Source organism: Pseudoalteromonas sp. KG3, from assembly GCF_030436385.1.
GTDB lineage: Bacteria > Pseudomonadota > Gammaproteobacteria > Enterobacterales > Alteromonadaceae > Pseudoalteromonas > Pseudoalteromonas prydzensis.
Genome location: NZ_CP098523.1, coordinates 2253103 through 2266055 on the forward strand (window position 1 = coordinate 2253103; position 12953 = coordinate 2266055).

Consider the following 12953-nt stretch of genomic DNA (forward strand, 5'->3'; position numbering starts at 1 on the left):
TTAAAATAGTGGTGTGAAAAATATTTATTTAGCGCTATTTCTCACTTTTGCTAAATGTTCAGCAAAGTCTTTAGCGTTTAAAAAGCCCGTCACACGCTGCGCTGCAAGCTCTTCACCTTGGGTATCAAAAAACAAAATGCTTGGTAAACCAAATACCGTAAATTCTTCCATTACTGCAATTGTGGTGTCGTCGCTTTCGGTCAAATCTATTTTCAATAGTTCAAAATTTGCAAACTCACCTTGCACTTTAGCGTCAGGAAAGGTGTATTTCTCGAATTCTTTGCACGCAACACACCAATCTGCATACAAATCAACCATCACTAAACGGCCATCACTGTTTGCATCATTTATTGCTTGTTTAAGCTCAGCTAAGTTAGCCACTAATTTAAAGCCGCGTTCTTGTTGCTCGCCATTTGCGGCACTAACAACTTGCGCTGTTGGCCATATATAGTTTTTAGTTACGCTGGCACCGCCAATCACTAATAAAGTGGCAACAAACCACAACGCCGTTTTTAATTTCCCTTGGCTTTGACCGCTTTGCCAATGATGTAAATACAATGCGGTAGCGATTGCCAGTAGACCTGCCATTAGTAAAATGATTTCAGCATCAACAATACGTTCAAGCAATATAAGTGGCACAACTAACATGATAAAACCAAACAGGGTTTTAACCTGTTCCATCCAACCGCCTGCTTTTGGTAATAATTTACCGCCAGAGGTGCCAAGTAGTAATAGTGGAATCCCCATACCTAAACTCAACACATATAAAGTTAAACCACCTACGAGGTAATCACCGCTTTGCGCGACGAATAATAAGGCCGCAGATAACGGTGCTGTTGTACAGGGAGAGGCTATTAAACCTGACAACACGCCCATTAAAAATACGCCAATGTAATTGCCGCCTTTTTGATTATTACTCACTTGGGTTAACTTGTTCATCATGCCGCTTGGCAGTTTGATTTCGTACCAACCAAACATCGACATTGCCAGTAAAACAAACAATAAACTAAAGCTGATCAATACAAACGGATGCTGCAGATAGCCCTGTACTTGGCCACCCAAAGACGCCACCACTAAGCCTAGTGCCGCATAAGTCACCGCCATCCCTTGGATATATACAAAGGACAGTGCAAAGGCTTTTTTAGTAGACAGTTTTTTTTGTCCAGCAATTAAGCTCGATAATATTGGAAACATCGGAAACACGCAGGGGGTAAATGCCAAACCAATACCCACTAAGAAGAAAATAGCTAAGTTGGCCAGTAAACCTTGCGAGGCTAGTTTTTCGGTAAAATTTAACTCTTTTTCTGGCTCATTATTTACAGCACTATCATCAACTACGGGAGCAGGCGATGCGGCGCTAAGTGCAGCTAACGCATTACCTGTGCTTGCGCTATCCGCTGCAGGAGTTTCCCCGGCAATTATACTCAATGGAATGGTAATGATTTCAGGAGGGTAACACAGCCCTGCTTCAGCACAGCCCTGATAACGAACTTTAACTACGCCATCTTTCACTACATTGCTTAACTTACTAACCACACTGAGTGAATCAAAAAACACCTCGGTTTTGCCAAAGAATTCATCTTCAATAACGACCCCTTTGCCAAGATCGGGGACTTGAATATCGGCACCCTTGCCAATAATTTCCAGCTTGTTTTTGTAAAGGTAATAACCGGGTGCAATATCCCAACCAATAAATAACGTGCTGCCTTGCTGATCAAAATCAAATGTAAATGCTTGATCAACCGGTAAAAATGCTTGCTCTGCGGGCTGTAGTAAATTACTCAATAAATCTTTATTCGCAGCCTGGGCTGGAAACAGCGAAAGCGCACAAAGCAATAAAAGAAAACAACGCATTAATTAAGTACCTCATCCATCCAATTAAAATAGGCTAAATTGCCAGTGGCTACATCAACAACCTGAATTTCAGGGATCTCATAACTATGTAATCGCTTAATAGTCTGAATTACCTCATTCATTTTTTCTGACTTCGTTTTAATCAATAATTTACACTCGGTTGCATGAGCAACCTCTCCTTGCCACATATAAACAGATTCCACATTAGGAAGAATGTTCACACACGCTGCGAGTTTAAGTTTAACTAATTGCTCAGCCATCGAGCGTGCCTCACTTACATCCGCGCAAGTGGTAAAAATAAGTCGAAAATGAGTCGTCATATTGAACCTTTGGTTGATTGCTCTGCCCAACGCCATAGTAGCTGATAGCTAAGGCAAAGTGTAGTTAGCTAGTGTAGCTTTACCACCAGCCTTGAAAAAAGACCGTGTAACCCATATTTATATTTCATCACGATGTTACGTGAGCACTATTTAGAGAGCCTTATGTTTAGATTTTTATTTTTGTTATTTATTCTCGTGCCGATTATTGAAATCGCTTTATTAATTCAAGTAGCTGAGGTGATTGGCGGCTTTGCCACCATTGCCTTAGTGATCATCACCGCAATAGTCGGTGCAAAATTAGTGAGAACGCAAGGCATGGGCGCACTGCAAAATGTGCAAAGCCAAATGGCGCAAGGGCAAATGCCTGCCAAAGAATTGTTTACTGGTTTATGTGTGATTATCGCTGGCATATTATTGCTGACACCGGGCATTATGACCGATGTATTCGGCTTTTTATTATTAACCCCGGCTATTCGCAATAAACTAGCTGCAGGCCTTGCTAGTCAAGCCACAGTACGTATGAGTGCAGGCATGCAACAAGGCCCAACATCATTTAATCAGCACACTCATGCAGAGCCAGAACCACGCAAAATGAGCGAGCCGACCACCATTGACGGCGAGTACGAACGAAAAGATTAAAAATTTTAATTTTTTCCACTTGGGTTTTGGCGCAACACCCCCATTATTGAGTACAACTAATCATTTGCCTTAATCCACTGGGCTTAAAGCAATTTGGTACACACAAAACTTTTTTCTGTCCTGTTCAGAAACTGTTAGGAGAACTAAACAAAATGAACATTCGTCCTTTACATGATCGCGTGATCGTTGAGCGCCTAGAAGAAGAAACTAAATCTGCGGGCGGTATTGTATTAACTGGTTCTGCGGCTGAGAAATCAACTCGCGGTAAAGTTGTCGCTGTTGGTAATGGCCGTACTCTAGATAACGGTGATGTGAGAGCATTAGAAGTTAAAGTCGGTGACACTGTGTTATTCGGCTCATATGTTGAAAAAGCTGAAAAGATCGAAGGTCAAGAGTACCTGATCATGCGTGAAGACAATATTTTAGGCATTGTAGGCTAAACCTACTTTTCGTTTAACACACATTTAAGAATTTAGAGGAAATTAATCATGGCAGCAAAAGAAGTACTTTTTGCAGGTGACGCACGCGCTAAAATGCTAGCTGGCGTAAACATCTTAGCAAACGCAGTTCGTGTAACTTTAGGCCCTAAAGGTCGTAACGTAGTATTAGACAAATCATTTGGCGCACCAGTGATCACTAAAGATGGTGTATCAGTGGCAAAAGAAATCGAACTTGAAGACAAGTTTGAAAATATGGGCGCACAAATGGTTAAAGAAGTTGCATCTAAAGCCAATGATGCAGCGGGTGACGGTACAACTACCGCTACCGTTTTAGCACAATCTATCGTTAACGAAGGCTTAAAAGCAGTTGCTGCGGGCATGAACCCAATGGACCTTAAGCGCGGTATCGATAAAGCAATCATCGCAGCTGTTGCTGAACTAAAAGAACTATCAGTACCATGTGCTGACACAAAAGCAATTGCCCAAGTTGGTACTATTTCAGCTAACTCTGATAAAGAGATTGGTGACATCATTGCAGAAGCGATGGAAAAAGTAGGCCGTAACTCTGGTGTGATCACTGTTGAAGAAGGTCAATCACTTGAAAACGAACTAGATGTTGTAGAAGGCATGCAGTTTGACCGTGGTTACTTATCACCGTATTTCATCAACAACGCTGAAAAAGGCGCCGTTGAATTAGATAACCCATTCATTCTACTTGTAGACAAAAAAGTATCTAACATCCGTGAGTTACTACCTACATTAGAAGCCGTTGCTAAAGCAAGCAAGCCACTACTTATCATTGCTGAAGACCTTGAAGGTGAAGCGCTAGCTACATTAGTAGTAAATAACATGCGTGGTATCGTTAAAGTATCTGCTGTTAAAGCACCTGGTTTTGGCGACCGTCGTAAAGCAATGCTACAAGATATCGCAGTATTAACTGGCGGTACTGTTATCTCGGAAGAAATCGGTCTAGAGCTTGAAAAAGCAACGGTTGAAGACTTAGGTACTGCAAAGCGCGTAGTTATCACTAAAGATGATACTACTATCATTGATGGTGCTGGCGAAGAAGCGGGCATCAGCGGTCGTGTTGCACAAATCAAAGCACAAATTGAAGAAGCAACATCAGACTACGATAAAGAGAAACTACAAGAGCGTATGGCTAAACTTGCCGGCGGTGTTGCAGTAATCAAAGTAGGTGCTGCGACTGAAATCGAAATGAAAGAGAAAAAAGACCGCGTTGAAGATGCACTTCATGCAACTCGCGCTGCGGTTGAAGAAGGCGTAGTACCGGGTGGTGGTGTTGCACTTGTACGTGCAGCAAGCAAACTAGTTGACTTAGTTGGCGACAACGAAGATCAAAGCCACGGTATCAAAGTAGCACTACGTGCTATGGAAGCACCACTTCGTCAAATCGTTACTAACGCAGGTGACGAAGCGTCTGTTGTTATTAACGCAGTTAAAGGCGGCACAGGTAACTTTGGTTACAACGCAGCAACTGGCGAATACAACGACATGATTGAAATGGGTATCCTAGATCCAACAAAAGTAACGCGCTCTGCACTACAATTTGCAGGCTCGATTGCTGGCCTTATGATCACCACAGAAGCAATGGTAGCTGAAATCCCAAAGGATGAAGCTGGCGGCGCTGATATGGGCGGCATGGGCGGTATGGGTGGAATGGGCGGGATGATGTAATTCATCTCCTAACCATCAAGCTCAATTAAAAACCCAGCTTCGGCTGGGTTTTTAGTATTATGGGCAAAGATAAAGTAGCAAATAAAATGACTCCAGCGTATTGCAGTACCTGAACTGCGAAGCAAACCATACTCAGAGTTAATTTTATTTATAAGACATAATTAAGGATATTAAGATGAATAAAAAGCCTGAACTGATCATCTCATCACTCGATGCAGATAGATTGTATGATTTAATGGAATCATTACCAGCTGGAAGCTTCGCTGACCAAAAAGAACTTGAAGCTGAACTTGGTCGTGCAACAATCGTTGAGCCAAAAGATATGCCTTCGACAGTGGTTACTATGAACTCAACGGTAAACTTTATCGTTGAATCAACTAAAGAAGAATTCACTAAGACCTTAGTGTATCCAAAAAATGCTGATGCAAGTGCTGATAAAATATCAATTTTAGCCCCAGTAGGTAGCGCCCTACTTGGTTTGTCACAAGGCGACGAAATTGAATGGCCTAAGCCTGGTGGCGGAGTTATAACCGTAAAAATAAAGGAAGTAACCTATCAACCAGAACGAGTTGGTGAACTGCACCGCTAATAGTTAAGTTAGAGTTCGCATCTTCAGCAAACTCTAACGTGGACTATAAATCAAACTTATTGCTGACTGATTTGATATAAACGCTGTGCTTGGCTATTTGAATCTTTGCTGACGCTGCGGAACTCTTCAGCATCACTGGCATTTTGCACAGAGATCTCACGAATTCGCTCTGCCAAGTTTTTCACATTTTCGGTTACCTGTGATTGCTCTTCAGTCGCTACGGCAATGCTTGATGAGCGCTCTTTAATATCATTAAACGCGGTAACAATACTTTCATATTGTGCACGTGTTGTTGCTGAGCGCTCATTCACTACTTCAGAATATTCACGGCATTGCCCAATAACGTTAACCCCTCTGCTCGCAGCTTCCTGTAATTGGCTGATCATGGTTTCGATCTCACCAGCCGATTGCTGAGTACGATGTGCCAAGGTTCTCACTTCATCTGCAACCACCGCGAAACCACGCCCTGATTCACCTGCTCGAGCGGCTTCAATGGCAGCATTAAGCGCCAGTAGATTGGTTTGTTCAGAAATATTCATGATCACATCAAGCACCGAGCCCACTTGTTTTGAGTCTTGTGCAATCCGTGAAATGGCATCTGATGATTCCGTTAATTTATCAAATAATAACTGGATTGATTCGGCATTCTTCTCAATAACATCAAAACCAGAATTCACTAAATCAGCTGATTGCGTGGTTATATCTGCAACGCTCAAAACATCTTGTGAGGCTGATGAGGCTGCTATCGACATTTCGTTAATTGCCTCAGCCAACATATTGTTTTCTTCCATTAACTCTTGTGTACGAATTTGGCTGTTATTACTTAAGTTATCCATCGCTTCAGCATTATTCTTAACCGCAGCGGCTTCTGTTTGGATCTGTTCTAATATCTTAATCAGGTGATCGCCATAGTCATTAATTGCGACGCATAAGTGGCTCATTTCATCACTACCGCGCACGGCTAATTTTGAATTGGTGCGACCTTGCACTAACATTCTAACTTGCTCTGTAGTGGTGTTAATTTGCTGCACCAGACGATTACCAAAAATCAGTAATACTGATACAAAAATGAGAATAAGGGCGATAAATGAACTGTATAAATAATAAGTGAGGGTGTTCACGGTTTTCTTGGCAATTGCGGCGGGAATAATAACCCCTGAGCGCCAATTTTGCTCGGCCAATGAGTAGGTTACTAAAATAGATTCGTCATTATTAACCACACCACTGGCAAATTCAGCAACAGTTGTATTGCCGTTTTGCAAAGCGCTGACCAACGGCTTTAAGCTACTGTCTTTACTGGCAACCTGAGTAAGGCTCATCATTGCTAAGTTAGTATCGCGTATCAATGGGATCGATACCAATTGCTCGGCGCTATCTAAAATAAAGTTATAGGTGCCCGTGGCATTGTTCTCTGCAAGCAATGAGCTTTCGATAGATGCCAGTTCAACGTCTAAGGTGGCAACCCCCCAAAATTGGTTATCGCGAATTATTTTTACCGAACAAGTAACCATTGGCACATTAGATACAGTGTCTACATAAGCTTCAGACCATACGCACTCACCGCGATTAGCATTAATAGCATTTTTATACCAAGTTTCTTGCTGATACGCGCTGCTGTCAGGCTGATTGTAATCATCTAAAAGTTGATATTGGCCACTGCCTGTTTTTGCCCAAAAAAGAGACGCTTTTTCTGCTGAAGGCAGCATTTTATTCGGTTCCGGCCAAATACCACCACCGGCAATACCTTTGCCACTTGCAATCAAAGGAGCAATATTTTCAATAAAGTCCGCTTGCTGCAATGGCAAAGTTTCTGCTACCACGGCTAAGCTTTGCGTTAAGGTGGCACTTTTAGCTAAATCTTTTGCTAATGATTCGCCGATCACCTTTGCTTGTAATTTTGCGCTGGATATAGCGTCATTTTTAATGATTGGCGTAACAACTAGCTGCATTATTCCTGACAGAATAATTAAAGCAAAAAACAGCAGCAGAAAACTCCCTAGGTACATTTTTTTTTGTATCAACATCTTCTTTTTACCTCAGTAGTAAATAATAGCCGCGCAAATTAGAGTATAGGGACTGTCGTGTATTTAGCAAAACAGTTCATCTACATAGTGACCAAAAAGTATATTTAACTGCTATTTACCATTAATTAGCTGCCTGATAATCGCAAATAAATCACTTGGCAACATACCTTTTTCACCATCGCGCTGTGCAGCGATGTCACCGGCTTTGGCATGTAACGTTACGCCATAACAAGCAGCATGTTCTGTAGTTAGCCCTTGCGCGATAAGCGCAGCAATGATGCCAGTAAGTACATCACCGCTGCCGCCGACAGCGAGTGCTGGGTTGCCATCAGTACAAACCCAAGTATTAGTGCTATTAGTAATAATACTGCCCGCCCCTTTAAGCACACAGCACGCGCCATAGTGATTGCTAAGTTGCGTTGCACTGTAATAACGATTTGCCTCAATATCGCTTATAGAGCAATTAAGTAACCGTGCAGCCTCACCTGGATGAGGTGTGATCACCGTATTTCTCAGTGGCGTTATTGACGAGCTCTGAGCAATAAGATTTAGCGCATCGGCATCTATCACTAGCGGTTTGTTATGCGCTAAGCAATATTGCATGACTGTTTCGAAGGTGGTGGTTGACCATTCATCTTGACCAAGCCCTGGACCAATCGCTACACAGCTAGCCCACTCGAGTGCTGAGGTTAAATCAGTCGCGGTGACCATTAACTCAGGGCAGCCAATACTCACTGCAAGGACTGACTCAGGATGAGTGTATACTTTTACCATACCAGCACCACTGCGCAGCGCGGCCTCGCTAGTTAAGCGTATTGCCCCCGCCGTGCCTTTATTACCACCAACGCACAGTAATTTACCATGGCTACTCTTATGGCTATTATTACTTCTTTTCGCTAAGCCTTGAGATGTTTGATAACTTATCAGCTTTGCAGTTGGCGTTGCCAATTGTGTAAATGCATCTGAAATAGATAAATCATCAAGCTCTCCAATACCTGCGCAGGCACGTCCAGCGCCCGTAACAAGCCCTTGCTTAATACCAACAAAAGTGACTGTAACATCAGCCTCAATTGCCACACCCTGCACGGCTCCGGTATCGGCGTTAATACCCGACGGCAAATCAATTGCCACAATTGGCGCAGCGCTGATATTAGCAGCTTCAATCAACTCAACAAAAGGAGCACGCACATCACTGTTTATTCCTGTGCCTAACAAGCCATCAATAATGATATCCGCGTTATTTATAATTTGCTGATTAAATGCCGCGATTTCACCACCAACTGCAAACCATGCTTCTTGCGCTGTAAGCGCATCGCCCGTTAATGGTTTATCTGGTGCAGCCGCAATGACTGTTACTTGCTTTGCGGCCTGTTTAGCGAGGCTTGCAACGATATAACCATCACCTGCATTATTGCCCACACCAACCAGAACAACATAATTTTGAGCTTGCGGAAAATACTTAATAGCCTGTGCAAACACCGCCTGCCCCGCATGTTCCATCAAGGTATACATAGCTACGCCAGATTGCGCTGCGGCGGTGGATTCGTGAGTTCGTACTTGCTCGGCACTAAACACATGTTGAGATAAGTTAACTAGCATGTTGATCCTTTAGGTGGGCTTTTAACCAGCATATAAGTGGTAAGAATAGCAGTCAAATGATTACCAAAACCCAAGCTTTTTGCATAGTTCTTGTGATGCACGACCTAATACAGCCTTTAGTCCTCTGATGAATTGTATTGTTCTGGTAAAAACTATAGACACAGTTTTGAAGATTTATACGGTAATAAATGGGACTTGTTGCAATTGAATTAAAGAAGTTTAGTTGCCGCGATAAATCACTACCTACTTAAGCTAGTACCACTTTACCCTCGCTAACTTTAACCTAGCTAACTTACAAAAAAACGGCGCGTAATTTACATTACGCGCCGTTTGTAAGGACTAATTAAATTAGCTTATTCTGTTTCTGGTAAGTTACGACCGTAGAAGATTTCTTGCATCTCGCGGGTTAACTTAGAACGAATTTCTTCTTCTTCATCTTCTGATAAATCGCTGGTAGAAACACCAAATAAATAGGTATTTAAATCGGTTTCTTTTAGCATCATCTTAGTGTGGAACAAGTTTTCTTGATACACGTTCACGTCCATCATTTGGTACGCTTCTTTGGTATCTTCAGTCATGTAGTTTTGAATCGAATTGATCGCGTGATCAATATAGTGCTTAACACCATCTACATCACGGGTAAAACCACGTACACGGTAGTCAATTGTTACAACATCAGACTCTAAGCTATGAATTAGGAAGTTCAACGCTTTAAGAGGCGAGATAATGCCACAGGTTGATACTTCAATATCTGCACGGAAAGTACAAATACCGTCATCAGGATGCGCTTCAGGGTAAGTATGCACACAGATATGGCTTTTATCTAAGTGAGCAACTACAGTTTCAGGTAATGGACCTGGCGCTTCGTCTACGTCATAAGTTTGCTGTTGTTCAATTGGCTCTTCTGAAATCAGAATTGTTACACTAGCACCTTGCGGATCGTAATCTTGGCGCGAAACATTTAAAATATTCGCACCGATAATATCCACTACTTCACCTAAAATATCGGTTAGTCGATCAGCACTGTACTGTTCGTCGATATATTCAATATATTCTTTACGTTGTTGCTCTGTCTTTGCATAGCAAATATCGTAAATACTAAAACTTAAACTTTTGGTTAAGTTATTAAAGCCATGAAGTTTAATTTTATCGAAGGGTTTGTTCATGATAAACCAACCTATAAACAAGTGAAATCTGCCAGAGCAGAATGAAAAGTTCGCGGATTTTATACGAATTTCACCGCAGGAAAAAGCGTTATTTTTCCTGTTCTTGTATAACTTCGTGCGTGTGAGTAATTTCTACTGTTTTATCAAGCATTAATGCCACAGAACAATACTTCTCAGCCGACAGCTGTACAGCACGTGCAAGGTGCTTTTCAGAGACGTTATCGCCAGTCACAACAAAGTGTAGGTTGATTTTAGTAAATACACGAGGGGCAGATTCAGCACGTTCAGAACTTAGTTGTACTTGTACGTCAGAGAAGCTTTGTTTAGCTTTTTTTAAAATGCTCACCACATCTACCGATGAGCAACAACCCACTGACATTAACACCATTTCCATTGGGCTTGGTGCGGCGCTATCGCTACCAGCATCAAACACCACATTGTGACCAGAATTAGAACGACCTAGGAAGGTATCGCCTTCAACCCATTTTACATTCGCTTGCATTGTATGACTCTCAAAGTAGTTATTTACTTGATTGTAAGGAAGTCACACGCAGTTGCAAATTAAAAACGATAATTGGAATGATTAGGGGCTGTTTATCTTTCAAGTTGCTTTGCCAGCAGCATGTTTGCTTTTGGTAGGCAGAGCCTATGTAGTGTTGTTCTACCTAGGCGCTTTCAGCAACGGCGCTATCAAAGAGATTTTTTACCAAAGCGGCAAATTCATCAATAAAAGCATGTTGTTCAACGGTGACTTGATTGCTCGTGACACTACTGAGCACTTCTTGTAAATCGTAGACTATACCGTCAACTTCTCGCACAATTTGGCTGCGTTGCTCAGTGGTAAGCTCTGTGTGTTGCTGACATAACAACATTACATTTTCAGCAATATCATCTTCAATCAGCTCCATAATAGTAGGAGCGCCTGGTTTTATTTCGCCGGACTTCTCAAATAATGCTAAATTTTGAGTAAGGTACATGATCAAATCATCATACCCCTGCCTATCTAAAACCATATTTCTTCACACCTAATTAAACACGACTCTACTGATTTAAGCAGAAAGCGCTTTAAATTGCTACCTTTGAGCCTTAACCAATACTAAAAAAGCAGCCAAGGCTGCTTTTTTAGTGGTTTATTACTAGTTTAGAAAAATCGATTAATCGATTTTTAAGCCTGGGCTTAATGTTGCTGGCATTGCTACTTTTTCAAGCTCAACAGAGGCAACTGGGTATGCGCAGTAATCAGCGGCATAGTATGCGCTAGCACGGTGGTTACCCGATGCGCCAATACCACCAAATGGTGCAGCACTAGAAGCTCCTGTAATTGGGCGATTCCAGTTAACGATACCGGCACGAATACGACGTAAGAAATGGTCATAGTCAGCGGCGTTATCGCTTAATAAGCCTGCTGATAAACCAAAGCTGGTATCGTTGGCTTTATCAATTGCACTGTCAAAATCTGTAAAGCGGAATACTTTTAATAACGGCCCAAAGTGCTCTTCATCTGGGAAGTTAGCAACATCAGTACACTCAATAATACCCGGTGTTACAAAGCCTGTATTTTCAGTGTGCTTAAGTTCAACTAGTACCTCAGCGCCAAGCTCAATAAGTTGTTGCTGTGCTTTTACCATGCCAGCTGCAGCAGCCGATGAAATCATCGAGCCCATAAATGGTTGCTCTGCGTCATCGTAGTTGCCCACTTTAATCGCTTTAGTGGCAGTAATTAAACCAGCTAAAATTGCATCGCCTTGCTCGCCTACTGGTAAAAATAATTTACGTGCGCAAGTACAACGTTGACCACTTGAGATAAACGCTGATTGAATAATATCGTGAATAACCGCTTTAGTGTCTGCAACATCAGTAATTATAAGCGGGTTATTGCCACCCATTTCTAATGCCAAGATTTTACCCGGTTGACCGGCAAACTGCTCATGTAAAATATGACCTGTGCGTGATGAACCAGTAAAGAATAAACCATCAATGCCTTTATGGGCAGCCAATGCTTTACCTGTTACAACTTCACCTTGTACAAGGTTAATAACGCCAGCTGGTAAACCAGCTTTTTCCCATAACTTAAGCGTAAGCTCTGCCACAGCTGGGGTCAGCTCAGATGGTTTAAATACCACGGTATTACCCGCTAATAACGCAGGCACAATATGGCCGTTAGGTAAGTGACCAGGAAAGTTATATGGGCCAAACACGGCAACTACACCATGTGGCTTATGACGGATCATCGCACGACCTTGCGGCATTGGATTTTCAACGTCCCCGGTACGCTCTAAAAATGCTTTTTCAGAGATCGCAATTTTACCGACCATAGCCCCCGCCTCAGTGCGAGTTTCCCATAACGGCTTACCCGTTTCTTGGGCAATCGCTATCGCCAGCTCTTCGCTGTGCTCTTTTAGGGTTTCAGCAAACGTTTTTACAATCGCCAGGCGCTCTGCAAATGATTTGTCTGCCCAGCTATAAAATGCTGCACGCGCTGAGTTAACAGCCGTATCAACTTGCTCGCTGGTTGCTGAGTTTGCTTGCCAAATAATCTCGTTATTGGCTGGGTTTACTGAATTAAATGTATCGCCTTGGCCTTGTGACCATTGACCATTAATAAATTGTGCAGGATGAGTCATGTA

Annotated in this window: 12 protein-coding genes; 4 read left to right on the top strand and 8 right to left on the bottom strand. The window is 42.3% G+C overall.

Annotated elements, in window-relative coordinates; translation table 11 throughout:
* Positions 1-24: 24 nt before the first annotated feature.
* Together NDQ71_RS10635 and cutA are read right to left on the bottom strand one after the other, a co-directional pair.
* The gene (locus NDQ71_RS10635; protein WP_301561611.1) at positions 25-1854 is read right to left on the bottom strand and encodes a protein-disulfide reductase DsbD; all 1830 of its coding nucleotides are present in this window, start codon (positions 1852-1854) and stop codon (positions 25-27) included.
* The gene (gene cutA, locus NDQ71_RS10640) at positions 1854-2174 is read right to left on the bottom strand and encodes a divalent-cation tolerance protein CutA (RefSeq protein WP_064668227.1); all 321 of its coding nucleotides are present in this window, start codon (positions 2172-2174) and stop codon (positions 1854-1856) included. Before cutA ends, NDQ71_RS10635 begins: the two co-directional genes overlap by 1 nt.
* A gap of 162 nt (positions 2175-2336) precedes the next feature.
* Between cutA and NDQ71_RS10645 the strand changes: the two genes are divergently transcribed.
* The 4 genes from NDQ71_RS10645 (at position 2337) to rnk (ending at position 5537) form a co-directional block, all read left to right on the top strand.
* Complete coding sequence (locus tag NDQ71_RS10645) at positions 2337-2813, top strand: FxsA family protein (protein ID WP_192541686.1); 477 nt, start codon at positions 2337-2339, stop codon at positions 2811-2813.
* A 152-nt stretch (positions 2814-2965) separates the two neighbouring features.
* Positions 2966-3253: a co-chaperone GroES gene (locus tag NDQ71_RS10650; RefSeq protein WP_054204533.1), complete on the top strand. Its 288-nt coding sequence runs from the start codon at positions 2966-2968 to the stop codon at positions 3251-3253.
* Between the two features lie 48 nt (positions 3254-3301).
* Entirely contained in the window at positions 3302-4948 is a 1647-nt protein-coding gene (groL, locus tag NDQ71_RS10655) for a chaperonin GroEL (protein WP_192541687.1), read from the top strand.
* Between the two features lie 175 nt (positions 4949-5123).
* Entirely contained in the window at positions 5124-5537 is a 414-nt protein-coding gene (rnk, locus tag NDQ71_RS10660; RefSeq protein WP_192541688.1) for a nucleoside diphosphate kinase regulator, read from the top strand.
* 56 nt (positions 5538-5593) lie between these two features.
* Here rnk and NDQ71_RS10665 read toward each other — a convergent pair whose 3' ends face one another.
* From NDQ71_RS10665 to astD, 6 genes are all read right to left on the bottom strand, one after another.
* Positions 5594-7486 (bottom strand): methyl-accepting chemotaxis protein, encoded by a 1893-nt coding sequence (locus tag NDQ71_RS10665; RefSeq protein WP_301561612.1) that lies wholly within the window; start codon positions 7484-7486, stop codon positions 5594-5596.
* A gap of 186 nt (positions 7487-7672) precedes the next feature.
* Positions 7673-9160, bottom strand: a complete 1488-nt coding sequence (locus NDQ71_RS10670; RefSeq protein ID WP_301561613.1) for an NAD(P)H-hydrate dehydratase — start codon at positions 9158-9160, stop codon at positions 7673-7675.
* A 353-nt stretch (positions 9161-9513) separates the two neighbouring features.
* Entirely contained in the window at positions 9514-10326 is an 813-nt protein-coding gene (speD, locus tag NDQ71_RS10675; RefSeq protein WP_192541691.1) for an adenosylmethionine decarboxylase, read from the bottom strand.
* 88 nt (positions 10327-10414) lie between these two features.
* Complete coding sequence (locus tag NDQ71_RS10680) at positions 10415-10828, bottom strand: OsmC family protein (protein WP_192541692.1); 414 nt, start codon at positions 10826-10828, stop codon at positions 10415-10417.
* Between the two features lie 163 nt (positions 10829-10991).
* Entirely contained in the window at positions 10992-11339 is a 348-nt protein-coding gene (locus NDQ71_RS10685) for a DUF3802 family protein (protein ID WP_192541693.1), read from the bottom strand.
* 141 nt (positions 11340-11480) lie between these two features.
* Positions 11481-12950, bottom strand: coding sequence for a succinylglutamate-semialdehyde dehydrogenase (gene astD / locus NDQ71_RS10690; RefSeq protein WP_064668212.1), 1470 nt, complete (start codon positions 12948-12950; stop codon positions 11481-11483).
* Positions 12951-12953: the final 3 nt, after the last annotated feature.

What these genes read in the sequence shown, in the direction of transcription:
- NDQ71_RS10635 (WP_301561611.1), bottom strand. Translation starts at nt 1,854, where the DNA reads ATGCGTTGTTTTCTTTTATTGCTTTGTGCGCTTTCGCTGTTTCCAGCC.
- cutA (WP_064668227.1), bottom strand. Translation starts at nt 2,174, where the DNA reads ATGACGACTCATTTTCGACTTATTTTTACCACTTGCGCGGATGTAAGT.
- NDQ71_RS10645 (WP_192541686.1), top strand. Translation starts at nt 2,337, where the DNA reads ATGTTTAGATTTTTATTTTTGTTATTTATTCTCGTGCCGATTATTGAA.
- NDQ71_RS10650 (WP_054204533.1), top strand. Translation starts at nt 2,966, where the DNA reads ATGAACATTCGTCCTTTACATGATCGCGTGATCGTTGAGCGCCTAGAA.
- groL (WP_192541687.1), top strand. Translation starts at nt 3,302, where the DNA reads ATGGCAGCAAAAGAAGTACTTTTTGCAGGTGACGCACGCGCTAAAATG.
- rnk (WP_192541688.1), top strand. Translation starts at nt 5,124, where the DNA reads ATGAATAAAAAGCCTGAACTGATCATCTCATCACTCGATGCAGATAGA.
- NDQ71_RS10665 (WP_301561612.1), bottom strand. Translation starts at nt 7,486, where the DNA reads ATGCAGCTAGTTGTTACGCCAATCATTAAAAATGACGCTATATCCAGC.
- NDQ71_RS10670 (WP_301561613.1), bottom strand. Translation starts at nt 9,160, where the DNA reads ATGCTAGTTAACTTATCTCAACATGTGTTTAGTGCCGAGCAAGTACGA.
- speD (WP_192541691.1), bottom strand. Translation starts at nt 10,326, where the DNA reads ATGAACAAACCCTTCGATAAAATTAAACTTCATGGCTTTAATAACTTA.
- NDQ71_RS10680 (WP_192541692.1), bottom strand. Translation starts at nt 10,828, where the DNA reads ATGCAAGCGAATGTAAAATGGGTTGAAGGCGATACCTTCCTAGGTCGT.
- NDQ71_RS10685 (WP_192541693.1), bottom strand. Translation starts at nt 11,339, where the DNA reads ATGGTTTTAGATAGGCAGGGGTATGATGATTTGATCATGTACCTTACT.
- astD (WP_064668212.1), bottom strand. Translation starts at nt 12,950, where the DNA reads ATGACTCATCCTGCACAATTTATTAATGGTCAATGGTCACAAGGCCAA.